The following is a 15715-nucleotide window of genomic DNA, read 5'->3' on the forward strand; positions in this document are numbered from 1 at the left end:
TCAGAAAATCTGACATTGAACGCCTCCCTCCCACAACAGATCCCGAGGCCGCGAACGTGCTCAGCGCACGCGATCACGACCGCAAAGCACGACGATGCTCACGAAGCCCGCAGCACCAGCCGGCACAGGATCAATTCGGTGATTTAATGGAAGACGCGTGAAACAGCTTCCAAGACAAGGGAACTGGTCACGCCTTCGGGTTCTGTCAACACAGATGCCCGGCAATCACTCCGCCGCCTCGGACCTTCGACCAAGGCACTTGGGGTGCCCAACGCTTCGCGACCTCAACAGTATTTGCTGTATGTGTGCTCACGAATGGGTACGGACCAGGGTAGACCCCAAGTGTTGTCGCTGCAAGAAAGACTTCTTGCGAACCCCTGTTTGAAAACCGACGGGCGCGGTCAACCCTGCCAATTGGCCCGCACAGGGCCTTTCGCACAGTCCTCGACGACGGAGTCCTATAGTGCTCTAAAAAGCGGGTCGAGCTGCGGGGAGGCGTGATGTCGGAGGAGTTGCGGGTCAATCCGGAGCGGTTGCGTGAAGCGGCGCGATTCATCGCCGAGAAGGCACAGACGATTCGCGATCGAGTGAAAGGGCTCGACGATACCGTCGGCCGGGGACTGCTCTGCGGCGGGTGGCGTGGAAGAACGGCCTCGGTCTACGACGAGAGCTGGATGGAATGGAAGACCGGCGCGGATGATGTCGTCGCCGGCTTGGAGTCCTCGGCATTGAAACTCGTCGAGGCCGCCAACCGCTACCAGGCACAAGACGCCCACACCGCAGACCAGATCGCCCGGAACAACAGTCGGATGCAGTGATGTCCGACGACTACAGCTACCAGGTGAATCTGACGCAACTCGATGAGGCGGTCGAGGCCATGGCCTCCTTCGGCGCCGAGGTCGACGGCATCCTGCGCGAGGTCGATCAACATGTCGCCGATCTTCATCTGTCCTGGTCGAGCGAGGCCGCTTCGGCTCAACGGGATGCCCATGATCGGTGGATGGCGGGCGCGGCCGAGATGCGGGAAAACCTCGACGAACTGAGGGAGACCGCGCGCCGCGCGCACACCCACTACTCCGACGTCGGCCGCACCAACGAGGGGATGTGGCCGTAGATGGCACCGTCATTCCCGGCCATCACCATCCGCCACGGCGAATACCACTCAGCAGGCGAGTCGCTCGCCGCCGTGAAGGACAACGCCGTCGACGTCCACACCGCGTTGGTGCAATCGCTGATCGGGTGCGAAGGGATGGCCGGAACCGATAAGACCGGAACCGACTGGGCCAAGGCATACGACGACGCCACCGGCATCGCGCTCGAAGCCTCCGCCAAACTGGCCTCGGCATTCGGTCGCACGTCCTCCCTGCTCACGGTCGGGGCCTACAACCACGCCGCAGGAGAAGCCGCCTCCAACCCGCAAGCCGGTGCTCCCCCGACACCACCAACCCCCGCCTTCGAACCTTCGCTGGCGTTGTTCCACCCGCCAGCCTCCGGCGCGAGCGGGCCGGAACCGTTCGGGTGGGGTCTGATCAAGACCGTGTCCGACCTCGCCTGGCCCGATGGACATCAGGATCAATTGCGAGCGGCCAAGACCGTATGGCACAGCGCCGCAACAGCATTAGTCGAGGCAACCGGCCCCATCCCCACAGCGGTAACGCTATTGGAGAATCAGCAGTCCCCCGAGATCCCCAGCGCGGTGCGGACCTGCAACGAGATGGGCGTCAACGCCGACCAACTGGCGACCGCCTACCGTACGATCGGCGACGGGTGCGAGCAATTCGCCCAGCATCTCGACGATGCCCACTCCGAAATCCTCGCCGAACTCCGAGAAATGTTGATCGAGACCGCCGCGCTCGAAGGCGTCATCCAGGTCGGCGCGTTCTTCACCGGCGGACTCTCCGAACTCGGCAACGCCGGTGTCATCGCCCGAATCGGCATCTACGCCACCCGAATCGGACGCATCATCACCGAACTCGGCACCAAGGTCCTCACCGTCTCCCGCCGCATCGCGAGCCTGACCACTACGACCCTCAAAACGATGACCTCCAAACTCGGCCGCTGGCTCGAACAAGCGGTAGCGAAAATCTGGCGAGGCAGCGAGACCGGGCTGCAACTGTTCTCCCGCAGCGCGACACGAACCAACATCGACGTCCTCACCTCCGGCGACCACATCCCCATGACGGAAGAAACGATCCTCGCTTTGGCCCGGAAAGCCGGAGTAGACCTGTCTGGTATCGACCTCCATATCGTCAAGGACATGGAGGAGGCCCGCTATCTCGACTTCCAGGACGCCTGCGGAGTCACCCCTTCCGAGATGGGTGGCAGACAGATCCGCTTCGGTCCCGCGGCGTTCACCGATGAGGAAACCCTCGTCGCCACCCTCGCCCACGAAGCCAAACACGTCCAGCAACTCCGCGACCAGGTCCGCCTCGGCTCCGACACCATCCGAGGACTCGAAGACGAAGCCTACGCAGCCGAAACACCCGCCCTGGCCCGATACCGAGGAGAACACCAGTGACCGAGGTCAGCTTCACCGTCACCGACGTATTCGACATCCCCACCCGCGCCGGACTCCTCGTCGCCGGACAACTGGCCTCCGGGGACATCACCGTCGGCGACGTACTGCACGACGCATCGACCGGCGCGTCCGCGACCGTGATCGGGATCGAACTCCACGGTCACCGCGAACCCGGACGGTACACCTTGGTCATCGACCGACAAGCCGACATCCGCATCGGACAACACCTCGTCGCTCCGGTTTCCCAGATCGACGAGAAGACCCGATGACCGACCTCGACGACTGGGAACAGAAGCTCCGTCGGGACCTCGACGAAATTCGAAGCAACGCAACCGAGCTCGGCAAAGCGGTCACAGCGGTCCGTGGACAGGGCGAGATACCTGGCGTCAGAGTCGAGGTCAACGCCGCAGGCGATATCACCAATCTACAAATCGCACCCGGTGCCATGCGCTGGACCAGCGCCCAATTGACCAAATCCCTCCTCGACTGTCATCAACAGGCCCGGACCGACGCCCGCACGCGCGCGGAAAGGCTTGCCCGCAAGGCCGATCCACGGCTCAGCAAAGGCATATCCGAACTCCACCAGACCCCCGAGCCAACTACACCACGACCGCTGACCGAGGAGGAGATCCAAGCCGCGGACGACGCGTACTTCGATCGCATGAACCGACACGGCTGGAACAGATAGTCAGCAGACGAATCTCTGGGCGTCGACGCCGCCGTGGCGGTCGCGGATCCAGTCGAATACGGTGGCCGTCTCGTTTGAGGCCATGGGATCGACAATCGGCGACTTTATGTCGTGTTCTCGGCCGTACTGCTTCCCTATACACCAGATCGCAACTGGTGCAAGGATTTCCAGTCGATCGCGGGTGGTGCGGTGTGCAGAACGCCGGAGAGTAGACCGAGGCGCGCGGTACGGACTGCAAGATCCTCGTCCATTACGAGAATCTCTTCGAAGAACGCCCGCAAGGCACGGACAAGCGGCTGCGTCGAACCAGCCCACACGGCGAATGGCCGGTCCCTACTCGTGTCGAGGTTGTTGAGGGCGGTAATCAGATTCCGCTCCGCCGGCTTGGTGAGCATCTCGGAATCGAACGAAGGTGACGTGCCCGGCGGCAGGATACGCGAAATGCGTTGCAGTCCTTCGACGATCTCAGCGAACTCTCGGTCGACGAGTTCGCGTGCCTGTTCAACCTCGGCACGCAATCGATCGGCGCGGTACGGGCTTCCAGCCGAGGGCCGAACGGCCTCGATCAGGAGAACCGGGACACCTTCGTCGCGCAATCGCTGTTCGTAGCGCGTGATGAGGAGTTCTTCGGCGGTGTCCAGGACGGCATCGTCGACCGCGATGCCCTGTTCGCGCAGTGCGTCCGCCGCGGCGGTGAGTCCGTCGCGGAAGGTGAGGTTGCTCAGTTCTGGCTGGGCACGGAGAATGCGAACGATGCCGAGGGCGGCGCGGCGCAGGCCGAAAGGGTCCGATGTCCCGGTGAATTTGGCACCGATCGCGAGCATGGCGACCAGCAGATCGAAACGGTCGCCGAGTGCGAGAAGTGCACCCGGAAGCGATTCGGGAAGCCGGTCGGCGTGGTGGCGTGGTAGTTCAGCCTCGAACAGGGCTTCGGCGACTGGATCGGATTCGCCGGATCGGCGGGCGTACTCGCGGGCCATGGTGCCGGCGAGGGAGGTCATTTCGATGACCATCTGGGTTGCCAGGTCGAATTTCACCAGTGCGCCCGCGCGTTCCAGTGTTCGGGAGTCGTCGGCCGGGAGATCGATTCGCGTGGCGAGTTTTCGACTGAGTGCGGCGATGCGTTCGGAGCGGTCGCTCATGGATCCGAGGCGGGTTTCGAAGGTGAGTGCGGTCAGCCGGGATCGGAATTGGTCGGGCGTGGTGCGCAGGTCGGTCTTCCAGAAGTAGGTGGCGTCTTCGAACCTGGCCCGCAGGACGTTCTCATTGCCCTCGCGCACGACGTCGGTATCGCAGGCGCCGTTGGCGAGAGTGATGAACAGTGGCAGCAGCTCACCATCGGCGCGACGAACCGGCAGATAGCGCTGGTGTTTACGCATGACGGTGGTCAGGATCTGCTCGGGTAGCCGCAAGTACTCGGCATCGAATGTGCCGAGGATGCCGATCGGGGATTCGACCAGGTTCGTGATCTCATCGATCAGGGCTGCTTCGGCTTCTGTATCGATGGCTCCGTCGTGTGCGGCGGCCAGGCCGACAGCGGCCGAGGTGACGGCGGCCCGGCGCTCACCGCGATCGAGGAGGATTCCTTCCCGGCGTAGGGTCGCTGTGTAGTCGGTGGCGCTGGTGATGTTGATCCCCGAGTGCGGAGTTCGGCGGTGGCCGTGGGTGATTCGGTCGGCGGCCAGTGCTCCCGCAGTGACTGGGAGGACGGTTCGATCGAGGAGGGCGAGCAGCCGGCGAATGGGGCGGCTGAAGTTCAGGATCGGGTCGTTCCAGCGCATGTTCTTGTCCGCGCGCAATCCGACGACCAGCTGAGAGAGGATGCCGGTCAGAACATCGGCTGCGACGCGTCCGCGCCGAATAGTCTGTACGGCGACGTATTCCGATCCGTTCGCCTGGATGCGGACGATGTCGTCTTCGGAGGCATGCCTCGCGTCGAGGAATCCGAGCAGCGCGCGGGTCGGTGCGCCGTCGGCGGTGTAGGCGGCGACCGTCTTCGGGCCGCGATGGAGTTGTGTCCCATCGGGTTCGCGGGCAGCGATATCGGCGATCTGAACGGTGATTCGCCGCGGCGTGGCATCGACCCGCATTTGGCCATGGGCCAGCTCGGTGCCGGCGAGGAGCCGAGTCAGTTCTTGTTCGACCACCGCGGCGGTGCCGTCAACGACTGTTGGCGGGAGTTCCTCGGTGCCGATCTCGAATACGAGCAACCCGGCGGCGGGCAGTTCGGCCGGATCTACTGCTGGGAGCGCCGGCGGCAATGGTTCGGCGATGCCGCGAGGATGCTCTGCTTCGGCGCGGAGTTCGGTCCACAGTGTTGCGACGGAGCGGGCCTGACGTCGCATGGTCTGGAACCAGGTGGCTCGTTCGGTGGTGGAGATGGCTCCGCGAGCATCGAGGACGTTGAACGCGTGCGAACTCTTGAGCACGAATGAGTGGGCGGGGATCGGGAGCCGATGTTCGATGAGCCGGTCGGCTTCGCGTGAGTAGGTGTCGAGCAGGGTGCGGGTGGCGGCGATGTCCGCGTCGTCGAGGTAGTAGCGCGACATTTCGTATTCGGATTGGCCGAGGAACTCGCCGTAGGTGATGCCGGGTGCGTAAACGAGGTTCTTGAAGTGGGTGACCTTCTGCACGGCCATGAGAATGCGTTCGAGACCGTAGGTGATCTCGACGGGAATGGGGTCGAGATTCTGGCCGCCCACTTGCTGGAAGTAGGTGAACTGGGTGATCTCCATGCCGTCGAGCCACACCTCCCAGCCCAGGCCCCAAGCGCCGATGGCGGGCTGGGTCCAATTGTCCTCGACGAAACGCACATCGTGCGCGTCCAGGTCAATGCCGAGCGCGGCCAGGGATCCGAGGTAGAGCTGCTGCGGGTTGCCAGGTTCCGGCTTGATGACGACTTGGAACTGCGTATGGGTCTGGAGCCGGTTGGGGTTTTCGCCGTAGCGGCTGTCGTCGGGGCGTACGGAGGGCTCGACGTAGGCGACGCGCCAGGGTTCGGGGCCGAGCACGCTCAGCAGAGTGGCCGGATTCATCGTTCCCGCACCGACTTCGGTGTTGAATGGCTGCGCGATCACGCAACCGTGACCGGCCCAATAGGTTTGGAGTCGAAGAATCGCTTCCTGCATGGACAGGACCGGCTGCGATCCTGTGCGAACGGCTGCGTCGTCGGCCATCGGGATACCCTATCCTCCGATCTCGGCGGGTCCGGCGACGGGCATAGTTGGAATTCCCAGGCCGGTAGTGGTTTTCGGGGTGAAGAAACTGGACAGATGACAACCTCCCCGGCATGTGTCCGCCACAGCGCAGCCCGCACAGGTGTCACGGGTGGCGACCGCGGTATGCACGCGTTCGGTGAGCGGCGGCCACAGTTCGGCGAGCCGGTGGTCGGCGAGCTGACCGAAGTAGACGTTGCTGTGGGGGCAGTTCCGTAGCCGCCCGTCGTAGCTGACGCTCGCCCAGACCATTCCGGATTCACAATGCCCGGCCAGTTGGGAGAACCGCAGCGCGAGAGTGGGATCATCCGATCGCAGGGGTGTGTCGAGGTCGCTGGTGCACACTTTCTGCGCGCACGGCCAAGCGACGGTCATGCCGGGGCATTCGGTGGCGATGAGTCGGTCGATCTCCTCGATCAGAGGCAATGTGACCGACGCCGGGACGCCGTATCGGTCGTCGTTGCGGCCGGTCGGCACGTAGCGCATGACACCGAATTCGCGTACGCCTATCCGGTAGGCGTCGCGGATGACATCGAGCGCGCTGAGCGTGTTCTGCTGAACCAGAGTGAGTTCGGCGACCACGGTGATGCCCGCGTCGAGCAGCAGCCGCATGGCGGTGACGGCTTTGTCGTAGGCGCGGAGGTGGCCGGTGAGCGAATTGTGCTGATCGCGGTCGCCGTGGATGGACACCAGGACACAGCGCACATTCGCGGCGGCCAGGCGGGCGGCGCGGTCGGCGGTGATGAAATGCCCGTTCGTGAACACCACCTGATAGAGGCCGAGTCGGCCGCCGTGCTCGAAGATCTCCATGGCGTCCGGATGCAGCAACGTCTCTCCACCGCTATACCGGAGGACGAAGCATCCTCGGTCGGCACATTCGTCGAGGATCGACATCGCGAGATCGGTGGGGATGTGTTTCTCCGGCAACTCGCGGACTGCACGGCGAATCTCGCGGTCGGACAGGGTGGGGTCGATCTTCCACACGTTGTAGCAAAAGCCGCAGTTCCAATTGCAGACCGCAGTCAATTCGATCTCCAGCCGCAATGGGAAATCAAGCCGGGCGTCGAATCGTTTGTCGATCTCGAGCAGCGCCTCGCCGTGTGGACCGGGCCGCTGTGCAGGTGGCGCGGTCATAGTGGCCAGCAGGCCATCGAGGTCGGTGGCGACGCGGATCGGATCGGCGTGGTATCGGTCGGCGACGGTCGCGACGACGGCCTGCCGATCGGTGCCCGCGTAGATCTGGTCGATCATCAACCGCGCCACCGCATTACGCAGACGATAGAAAGATCCGGAGGTGGGATCGAAAAGCAGTCCCAGGTCGCGGCGGTAGCGCAGCCGTCCGGTGATATCGGTCGAAGTCGTCATGACGTGGCCCCGCTTTCGAATGCCGGTGCCAGGCGATCGAGAAACCCGAGCACATCGACCGTCAACTGTTCTCGCCCGGCCCGGAACTCGCCGGCCAACGTCCGGGCGATCTGGTCCACGGAGTGACCGGTGTAGGCGAGATCGACGATGCGCTCGGCGGCACGGTTGCGCAGTCGAACACAGGTGTCGGTCTGCCAATCGTGCAGCAGCCTCTGCTGCCGGTTGTACCGGTAGTGCCGCAGAATCCATTGCGGGCTACCGGTTTGTGCCTCATCGATCGCCCTGTACACAGCGCGGGCCGAATCGAGATGGTCGCGCACCGACGCCCGTTCCAACAGCCGCACCGCGTAATCGGCGACTCGAGCGTCGGCGATCGGCATGCCGAGGCCCGTGATCTGCTGGAAGTTCGTCGACAGCATGACATCGACCAGGCTGAACGCCCCCACCGCGTACGGACCGCCGTACCTGTCCAACAATCCGGCCACGGTTTCGCACACCCAACGCCCCTGCTCGACTGCTGCCGGTGCCAGGTCCGTCCACGGCCGCGAGCGAAGCGATACCGCGTACGGAGCGTCATCGATCAACCGAGCGAGATCGTGCGAAGCCCAGGCGCACAGCGACCGGATCACAGAGCGGTGAGCCGAGGTGGCGCCCATCAACCGGACACCGGATTCGGGCGCTATTTCATCGAGGTATTCGGCGATCGACACCACATCCGACGCCACCGCACCTGTGAGGGTGTCGACCAGTACCGGCACGCGCGGCAACATGCCGACCACGGATCCGGCCAGCGCACGTTCGACGTCGTGCGCCGCGAGATCGGCGAAGCTGCACTGGCATCCGATGCGCGCTTCTCGTTCTTCGGGCAGATCGCCAACGGTCAGAACACCGTCGGCGGTCTCGCCCGTGGGCCAGTCGAGTTCGATGCAACGTTCCTCGAATGAAATATCCTTCTCCCGCACCGCGATTCGACCGCGCATCGACCAGCCCGAGAAATGCGCGTCCCCGACGTACAAGATCAACATCCCCAACCCTTCCCCTCTGTGACTGCTTTCGGGAGAGCCGAACGCGCCGGATCTCGGCACGCTCGGTTCCGAAGGGCATCAGTTGCACTGGCGGCTGATGAGCACCTTGGTCTCTACTTCCGGCGATTCGTACTCCTCGACGGCGGTGATCGTCGTTTCGTTGTCCATGACTCTCCTTCCCTCCGAATGTTTTTCAGGTGGCGAACACCCCCGAGTCTTCCCGGCGCGCCTCAACCGGGCCATCCCTTCCGTATGCCGTATCCCTGGACATCTCGCCGGGACTGCTGGACATATGGTGGACACATGGTGCACAGCTCACCGCCATCGCTCGATCATGTGAGGGAGTGCTTGACGAAACTGCGGCAGGGACCAGCTCTGGCGCGGCCTACCGTATTGCTGAGTGCGCTCGACGATCCGATGCGCGCCTACCTATGTCGTGACCGCGGCTATTCTCCCGGCTCCGTGGAACAGATCACGGCGGTGTCCGCCACGATCCGGAACGCGATCGATCACCTGTCCGACGACGAACGCCTGTACGCCCAAGTCGATTTCAATCTGCATCCTGAACACCACTTTGCCACCCTCACCGATCGGCAGGAGTCCTTGGCGTCCGACCAGGAATGTGCCTCCAAAACTGTTCGGCGGCACTCCGCGAGGGCTCTGGACACACTCGCCTACCTGCTGCTCGCCCCTCCGGGTCGAGCCAGCCATGTGCCGGAACCCCCTGAGCGAGACGAATATTCAACACAGATTCAACCCAGATCGAACCGAGTGCGCGAGTTCTGGCATCTGCATCCGGGTGCACGAGTGGACATCGTTTGTTCGGAGATCCCCGACGATGAGCGGCCGGAGTACGCCTCCCCAGCGGATCGGAACTACCTGCGGTACGCGAAGTTCGCCGACCTCGACACACTCATGTTCGTCCGCACGCGACTCGCACAGCAGGCACCCACTGTGGTGGTGCGCGATTTCGCCCCCTCCGAACACTACGACACCCACGCCGACGTCCTGATCGTGATCGGCGGCCCGCCATGGAACACCAAATTCCGGGAATTCCTGCCGCAGCTACCGTTCCACTTCGAGCCACATCCGCTCGGCGAGGACGACCCGCTCGTCGTCCCCGGCCTCGATGACCTCACCTTGACCCCGCGTTGGACGCCACGCGGTGAACTGATCGAAGACCTCGCCGTATTCACCCGACTCACCCTGCGTGGAACCATCGTCTTCCTGCTCGGCGGCTGCCTGACTCTCGGCGTACTCGGCGCTGCCCGCTGCCTTCTCGACAGTGAATGTGGACCCGGCAACACCGACTACCTGACCGGCCGCGTCGGCGATAACGATTTCGTGCTAGTCGTCGAGGCTCGCCGCGTCGGCGGAATCACCGATATCGCCGACATGACCGCGGTCGGGCCGTTGCTGCTGCTGTCACGAGGCGTCGGCGAGAACTGGTCGGTCGTCGTGGACAACACCAAACGATTCACCGACCGGCAGCGTTCGATCGGACTGGGAAGGTGACCGGCCCGGATGGCGTCGCCACCTACGTCGTCAATCTGCCTCGACGCCCAGATCGCCGCGCCTGGATCCGTTCTCAACTTCCCGACACGCTGCCCGCCACCTATACCTCCGATCTCGACACGCTCATCGACGGCAACCAGCTCACCCTTGCCGGATTGCACTCCGCCGGCATCAAACTGTTCGACTGGCAGATCGACTCCGACAACCCGTGGTGGAATCGGCCCCTGAAATACGGCGAAATCGGCTGCACCATTGCCCATCTCGCCTGCTGGGCACATGCCGCCGAACACACCGACACACCCAATATCCTGATCCTCGAAGACGACGCGGTCCTGAACCACGAATTCAGCGGCACCCTCAACGCCGGACTGCGCGAACTGCGGCGGCACCGCACGCGGTTCGACCTGCTCTATCTTGGCCGCTATCCCCTCGAACCCGATCAGGCCACGCCACTACGAGGATTCGTCCGACCCGGATACAGCCATTGCAGCTTCGGGTACCTACTCACTCGCCGCGGCCTCACGATGCTGCTGGCCGCCGGACTCTCCGACGCGATCGTTCCGATCGACGAATTCCTTCCCGCCATGTACCTGCCGCATCCACGCGCCGATCTGCGCGCGAGATTCCCACCCCGCTTGTCCGCCTTGGCATTCGACCCGGCCCTCGTGACCCAGAGGCCGAAGAACCAAGCAGGCAGCGACACCGAGGACTCCAGGTTCGTCGAACCGTGAGTCTCTATCGATCGACTCCGGCCATCCATCGCTCGATCAGCGCACCGAGGCGTTCACCGTGCCACTCGCCGATCGGAGTGTGCACGTTGGTGCCTGTCACGACATGACCCGAAGGGACATCCTTGGTCACTACCGCACCCGCCGCCACGTAGCTGCGCGACCCGATCCTCACGCCCCCGATCACTCGCGCCCCGAATCCGACGACCGCGTCGTCGGCGACGCTCGGAGCCATCTCGTCCACGCCCCACCACCCCAGGTCCGGACGCGTGTATTCGTGCACCAGGTCGCCCATAACGGTGGACCTGTTCCCGATAGACGCTGCGTCACAAACGAATCCGGCCACACAAGCATCTTCGCCGATCCGAACACGGTCACAGATGTACGCACCGTGTACGACTCTGACACGGTCGCCGAGCACACATCCGTATCCGATTCGGATGCGGTCCTCCACGACGCAATCCGATCCGAGTGTGGTGCCCTCGTAGACGATGACCTGGTTGAACAGAAGGCAGCGGTCCCCCAGCACGACAGGATCTCCCGGCGAACAGCCGCCGCGCTGGGCCGCACGGATCCGTGTCTCCTTCGGGCACCCCAGCACACACTGCTCGCCCACAACCACACCCTCGCCGAACCGCACCTCCCCACGCAGATCCACCGGATTCATGACGCGGCGCACGCCTGGTCGACCAGCCAGTCGACGGTCACCGTGATCGCCTCGTCCTCCCGCTCCCGCGAATCGAACCCGTGATCGGAACCGACCACTGTATGCAACAGAGTCGACGGCCGCTTCCACGCCGCCTCAGCGGCAATGGGATACGACACCGCCCCATCCCGATCGCCGTGAACGATCAACGTCGAAACCCGACTGGCCAGGAACACATCCAACGGCCGGTAACAGGCGAACTCGCCGAACAACACCCGCCCCAACTCGAACTCGCCGTCCACCGTCAAGAACCCCTTGTCCCGCAACTGGTTCCGCTGCACAGGACCGAAATTGTCCGCCCCCCACGGTAATTCGGGCTCCAGAAACGTGTGATGCAGATCGAGCACCGGATTCCACAACACCAACCGATGCAACTCCTCGTCCAGCCACGGCAACGACAACACCGTGGACACAGCACCGAAACTCGCCGCCACCACCGACATCGGGCCACTGCGACGTCCCCGCGCCAACTCGACCGCAGCCTGCAAATCCAGGCACTCCCCGGCCACGGTCACCCCACGCTGCGTACCATCGCTGCCGCCGTGCCCTCGAAACGAGAACCGCACAACCTCGAACCCCACCCCGGCCAGCCGATCCGCCAGCCGCACGAACATACCGCCACCCTCGTCCAGATCCACCGTGATGCCGTGCACCAACAGCACCGATCCGCACACATCCGGTCTCTCCGACGTATGGACGACGGCATCCAACTCGAGGCCATCCACCGACCTCAAACCGACTCGCTCCACCCGACCAGCTCCGTCCCCTCGGTCGACCGCTGAAGAACCCATCGTCCCGTACAACATCTCCGCGCACCATCCCCGAACCAGGTCGATGTTCAGGGTCTGCCCGAATGTGGCCAGACCCGCCGAAGACGATCCGAATTGCGACTGTGCCTCCCAATGGCGCGGCGAACACGACAGACAACTTGCTACAACCACCGCAATCATTCGGAAAGCCGCGCAGCGTGGAAGACCGCTGTCAGGTGACCGCCATCTACACCCGGTCAGCGTAGTGAGAGCCTTTGCAGCCACGCCGAGTCTGCGCCGATGTGCTTGCGCTTCCGAACCGCCGAACGTACCGACGCCCCGCTCAATAACCCCTTCATAATCAATGGAATTCATGATTCGTTGGAGTCTCCGAAATCTCTGCCTAGGCAGAGCTGGATAGCTTCTTTGCGAATGCCCTGTTGAAGCTCGGTCGGCCGGGTACATATGGCGGGATCGGTCGGTAGCCGGCCGACGGGTAGAGGTGCAGGGCGGGGCGGTTGTAGGAACCGGTCTCCAAACGCACCTCCCGGACGCCGTGTGCGCTGGCGTGCTGTTCGAGTTCGGCAAGGATCCGGTGCCCCAGCCCGCGGCCTCGATGGGCAGGGGCCACATACATCTTGCGGATTTCGGCGATGCTGTCGCACGAGAGATATGCGCGCAGTCCGCCGCAGGCGATCGCGTCCCCGGTGTTGGTGTAGGCGACGAGGAAGACCCCTGTCGGAGGCTCGTACTGGGCGGCATTGTCCAGGCCCGGCGGATCGACGAACCCCACCATCTCCTGTCTCTCAGCGGCATAGGCGGCCAGTAGTGCTGCGGCGTCAGGGTGATCGAACTCGCGGGCCGCGATCGGGGTATCGGATGCGCCGGGTGAGCGGAGGACCTGGGACATAGGGATATCTTCCCTCGCGCGCACCGGTAGCGACTTCCCTGGATTACAGTGCGCCGAGGATGTGCTCGAGCTCGGGAAGGAACTCACACACCACTCGAGAGCGGCGCCGTTGCAACAGGTCTCGGTGCAATCCTCGCAGTTTGGTCACACACCGTCCGGATTGGACATCGCCCAGCATTGTCGTCGCTCGTCGTGCGGCGGCGACTACGCCGTCGAGGTCGCCGAGCATCAGATGGACCTGGGCGAGTTGGCAGCCGTGCAGCACCGCTGAGCGCTGATATCCGGGATCGCGGTCGAGGTTTGCGCGCGGGGTGAGCAGATCGGATGCTTGCCTGAGCAGCGGCCGGCGGTGGACCTCAGTACGCCGGGCCAATTGGACGAGGCTGTATCCCGCCTCGGCGGCAAGCTGGTCGGGAGTGAGGTAGTACAGATAGGGCTCGGTATGGTCGCGGCGCGCGGTATCGAGCAGGTGCTGCGCCCGGTCACTGGCGGCGCGGAAAGCCGCGATATCTCCCGCCGCAGCGTGCGCGCTTGCCTGACGCCCCGCCAGCCGTGCCTTGAGCAGCAAGCTGGAGGTGGGAAGGGTAGCCGCAGCCTCGGTGATCGCGACCGAATCGTGCCCGGCGTCGACTTCGGCGGCGATATAGGCGAGCATTCCGGCCGCGTTGATCGCGCGGTCGCCGTCGCGGGCCGCGCGCGCGATGCGTATACCGAGAACGAGGTAGCGCTGAGCGGTCTCGGTGGCACCCGAGTCGAAACTCATCCAACCGGCGAGCTGGGCGAGGTCGGCGATGGAGGTCAGCAGCGAATCCTGCACGGCGGGCTCGTGACTGCCGCTGCGCAGCAGATCGATGACGGTGGCGAGTTCGCGCGAGACGTAACGGAGACTCAGTGCGCCGCCGCCCTGGCAGTCGTCGAGCTGGCGCAGCGCGGTGACATGATCGGCGATCAATCCGGCCTGCGAATGATGTATCCGGTCGCGGCCTTGGCTGCCGCCACGCAGCTCGATCGGGTCGCGTAAACCCGTGATCGCGGCGGCGGCCAGATCGGAGCCGCTGATCGGCGCGGGCCGGATACCGGCGGCGAGCTGATCCAGAGAACGGATCGCCTCGTCAATGCTTCCCTCACTGGGCAGCCGTGTGCCGCAAGTGATGCGTTCGGCGCGGGTGTGTCCCGGCCAGAGCTGGCTGGCGGTGATGTAGCGACCGAGCCGGTCACCGAGCACGGTGGCGACGACTTCGGCAATGTCGCCGTGGGGGCAATAGCCCGATCGCACCCACGAGTAAGCAGCGGTCGCATCGATGCGGTCGCCAGGGCGGCCACGCTGGGCCAACCACATGTTGACCGCGCGTGTCAGATCGCGTGGTCCCCACCCGGCCTCGCCGAGCACGGTACGCAGCATCATCGTCTGCGCCTCCGGAGCCGGATTTTCCAGCGGTGCGTCGTGCACGCTTCGACGATAGCGGCAAGTGCCCGGTAGCCGATGCACGATCGCGCGTGTTCACGAACTTCACGCCCCCATTGCCAATGTTCACAACGTTCACGGGTGGCGGTGCTTCCCCTACCCCGCAGCTTGGGAGTTAACTCGGATGCAGCGGGAAGGCTTCCGCATATCCCGAAAACACAACGGTCCCAGAGGATTTCGCTGCATCGAGACGGGCCGTTTCGCGGGGCGGCGTATTCGCCTCCACTCCACTGCATCCTACGGATTGGACGTACTGATGATCTCCGATCTGCGAGTAGCTCGAATGGCAATTCGTTTGGCTCACAATCACATCGGCGAGGTTCGTATTCCGGCGATGTCAAGCCGCCAGGAACGCGCCCACGGAGCAAAACTCCGGCCGGATCGCAACGACGACTGCCGCGTCGACATCACCGGGTTCAGCAACGCTGCTGAAGCTGGTGCGGTGTATGCGAGTCATATCGACCATGGCCCGCATTGCTTGCTCTGGTTGGCCGCGCTGGCCTATGAGTCCTGCGGGCTGCAGGACGAGTAGGTCGGTGACGGCCGGGCATGTGCTCGTCGCGTTCGGTCTGGCGGTGTTGCTCGCCGAGCTGCTGGTTGCCGTGCTCGGCTGTGGTGGCACCACGGACGTGGATCACCCTGCTCCGGTCGGTGGGTTCACGATCGCGGAGGCGCATCGGGCGACTCAGCAGCATCGCGAGTGTTCGCCGCGGGAGTGCGAGTGCGTGCGGGAGGCGTGGCGCACTCTCGTTCTGGCGGGTCGCTGCGCTCCGACGGGCGAGCTGCATCGCATGTTGTACGGCTGAACGCCGGCGCTGTTGGTCGATTCCC

The 15715-nt window shown here is 64.1% G+C and carries 16 protein-coding genes; 9 read left to right on the top strand and 7 right to left on the bottom strand.

Annotated features, from left to right (window positions below; genetic code table 11):
• Positions 1-500: 500 nt before the first annotated feature.
• From D5S18_RS07960 to D5S18_RS07980, 5 genes are read left to right on the top strand one after another with little or no spacing between them, the layout of a single operon-like run.
• Positions 501-818: a WXG100 family type VII secretion target gene (locus tag D5S18_RS07960; RefSeq protein WP_120039184.1), complete on the top strand. Its 318-nt coding sequence runs from the start codon at positions 501-503 to the stop codon at positions 816-818.
• Positions 818-1114 (top strand): WXG100 family type VII secretion target, encoded by a 297-nt coding sequence (locus D5S18_RS07965; RefSeq protein ID WP_120039185.1) that lies wholly within the window; start codon positions 818-820, stop codon positions 1112-1114. The genes D5S18_RS07960 and D5S18_RS07965 overlap by 1 nt, the downstream gene beginning before the upstream one ends.
• Positions 1115-2518: a WXG100-like domain-containing protein gene (locus D5S18_RS07970; protein ID WP_120039186.1), complete on the top strand. Its 1404-nt coding sequence runs from the start codon at positions 1115-1117 to the stop codon at positions 2516-2518.
• Positions 2515-2787: a hypothetical protein gene (locus D5S18_RS07975; RefSeq protein ID WP_120039187.1), complete on the top strand. Its 273-nt coding sequence runs from the start codon at positions 2515-2517 to the stop codon at positions 2785-2787. Before D5S18_RS07970 ends, D5S18_RS07975 begins: the two co-directional genes overlap by 4 nt.
• On the top strand, positions 2784-3206 hold the full coding sequence (locus D5S18_RS07980; RefSeq protein ID WP_120039188.1) for a hypothetical protein: 423 nt from the start codon (positions 2784-2786) through the stop codon (positions 3204-3206). Before D5S18_RS07975 ends, D5S18_RS07980 begins: the two co-directional genes overlap by 4 nt.
• 134 nt (positions 3207-3340) lie before the next feature.
• Here the strand turns inward: D5S18_RS07980 and D5S18_RS07985 are convergent, their stop codons facing one another.
• The 3 genes from D5S18_RS07985 to D5S18_RS07995 are packed head-to-tail and all read right to left on the bottom strand — an operon-like array spanning position 3341 to position 8811.
• Positions 3341-6382 carry a glycine--tRNA ligase gene (locus D5S18_RS07985; protein ID WP_120039189.1) on the bottom strand — a complete coding sequence of 1014 codons (3042 nt, stop codon included), beginning with the start codon at positions 6380-6382 and terminating at the stop codon, positions 3341-3343.
• A 9-nt stretch (positions 6383-6391) separates the two neighbouring features.
• Positions 6392-7786 carry a radical SAM/SPASM domain-containing protein gene (locus D5S18_RS07990; protein ID WP_120039190.1) on the bottom strand — a complete coding sequence of 465 codons (1395 nt, stop codon included), beginning with the start codon at positions 7784-7786 and terminating at the stop codon, positions 6392-6394.
• Positions 7783-8811, bottom strand: coding sequence for a PqqD family peptide modification chaperone (locus D5S18_RS07995; protein ID WP_120039191.1), 1029 nt, complete (start codon positions 8809-8811; stop codon positions 7783-7785). The genes D5S18_RS07990 and D5S18_RS07995 overlap by 4 nt, the downstream gene beginning before the upstream one ends.
• Before the next feature lie 807 nt (positions 8812-9618).
• Between D5S18_RS07995 and D5S18_RS35605 the strand changes: the two genes are divergently transcribed.
• Both D5S18_RS35605 and D5S18_RS08005 read left to right on the top strand, forming a co-directional pair.
• Positions 9619-10326 (top strand): hypothetical protein, encoded by a 708-nt coding sequence (locus D5S18_RS35605; RefSeq protein ID WP_239003616.1) that lies wholly within the window; start codon positions 9619-9621, stop codon positions 10324-10326.
• Positions 10323-11057 carry a glycosyltransferase family 25 protein gene (locus tag D5S18_RS08005; RefSeq protein ID WP_120039193.1) on the top strand — a complete coding sequence of 245 codons (735 nt, stop codon included), beginning with the start codon at positions 10323-10325 and terminating at the stop codon, positions 11055-11057. Before D5S18_RS35605 ends, D5S18_RS08005 begins: the two co-directional genes overlap by 4 nt.
• Positions 11058-11061: 4 nt before the next feature.
• Here D5S18_RS08005 and D5S18_RS08010 read toward each other — a convergent pair whose 3' ends face one another.
• Genes D5S18_RS08010 through D5S18_RS08025 form a run of 4 tightly spaced genes read right to left on the bottom strand, consistent with a single transcriptional unit; the run spans position 11062 to position 14869 of the window.
• Positions 11062-11721, bottom strand: coding sequence for a DapH/DapD/GlmU-related protein (locus D5S18_RS08010; protein WP_120039252.1), 660 nt, complete (start codon positions 11719-11721; stop codon positions 11062-11064).
• On the bottom strand, positions 11718-12884 hold the full coding sequence (locus D5S18_RS08015) for an alpha/beta hydrolase (protein ID WP_239003617.1): 1167 nt from the start codon (positions 12882-12884) through the stop codon (positions 11718-11720). Before D5S18_RS08015 ends, D5S18_RS08010 begins: the two co-directional genes overlap by 4 nt.
• 28 nt (positions 12885-12912) lie before the next feature.
• On the bottom strand, positions 12913-13419 hold the full coding sequence (locus D5S18_RS08020) for a GNAT family N-acetyltransferase (RefSeq protein WP_203236652.1): 507 nt from the start codon (positions 13417-13419) through the stop codon (positions 12913-12915).
• 43 nt (positions 13420-13462) lie between these two features.
• A complete protein-coding gene (locus tag D5S18_RS08025; RefSeq protein WP_120039195.1) occupies positions 13463-14869 on the bottom strand; it encodes an NsdA family TPR-like regulatory protein in 1407 nt (468 codons plus the stop codon).
• A 271-nt stretch (positions 14870-15140) separates the two neighbouring features.
• Here D5S18_RS08025 and D5S18_RS08030 point away from each other — a divergent pair, with 271 nt between their 5' ends.
• Together D5S18_RS08030 and D5S18_RS08035 are read left to right on the top strand one after the other, a co-directional pair.
• A complete protein-coding gene (locus D5S18_RS08030) occupies positions 15141-15416 on the top strand; it encodes a hypothetical protein (RefSeq protein ID WP_147403894.1) in 276 nt (91 codons plus the stop codon).
• A gap of 4 nt (positions 15417-15420) precedes the next feature.
• A complete protein-coding gene (locus D5S18_RS08035) occupies positions 15421-15690 on the top strand; it encodes a hypothetical protein (RefSeq protein ID WP_147403895.1) in 270 nt (89 codons plus the stop codon).
• The last annotated feature ends 25 nt before the right edge of the window (positions 15691-15715 follow it).

Origin of the sequence: Nocardia panacis, assembly GCF_003598715.1 — a bacterium.
GTDB lineage: Bacteria > Actinomycetota > Actinomycetes > Mycobacteriales > Mycobacteriaceae > Nocardia > Nocardia panacis.

Coding starts and splice junctions, on each gene's coding strand:
- D5S18_RS07995 (WP_120039191.1), bottom strand. CDS start 8,811: ATGTTGATCTTGTACGTCGGGGACGCGCATTTCTCGGGCTGGTCGATG.
- D5S18_RS07965 (WP_120039185.1), top strand. CDS start 818: ATGTCCGACGACTACAGCTACCAGGTGAATCTGACGCAACTCGATGAG.
- D5S18_RS08030 (WP_147403894.1), top strand. CDS start 15,141: ATGATCTCCGATCTGCGAGTAGCTCGAATGGCAATTCGTTTGGCTCAC.
- D5S18_RS08020 (WP_203236652.1), bottom strand. CDS start 13,419: ATGTCCCAGGTCCTCCGCTCACCCGGCGCATCCGATACCCCGATCGCG.
- D5S18_RS07985 (WP_120039189.1), bottom strand. CDS start 6,382: ATGGCCGACGACGCAGCCGTTCGCACAGGATCGCAGCCGGTCCTGTCC.
- D5S18_RS07970 (WP_120039186.1), top strand. CDS start 1,115: ATGGCACCGTCATTCCCGGCCATCACCATCCGCCACGGCGAATACCAC.
- D5S18_RS07980 (WP_120039188.1), top strand. CDS start 2,784: ATGACCGACCTCGACGACTGGGAACAGAAGCTCCGTCGGGACCTCGAC.
- D5S18_RS08010 (WP_120039252.1), bottom strand. CDS start 11,721: ATGAATCCGGTGGATCTGCGTGGGGAGGTGCGGTTCGGCGAGGGTGTG.
- D5S18_RS07960 (WP_120039184.1), top strand. CDS start 501: ATGTCGGAGGAGTTGCGGGTCAATCCGGAGCGGTTGCGTGAAGCGGCG.
- D5S18_RS07990 (WP_120039190.1), bottom strand. CDS start 7,786: ATGACGACTTCGACCGATATCACCGGACGGCTGCGCTACCGCCGCGAC.
- D5S18_RS08015 (WP_239003617.1), bottom strand. CDS start 12,884: ATGAATTCCATTGATTATGAAGGGGTTATTGAGCGGGGCGTCGGTACG.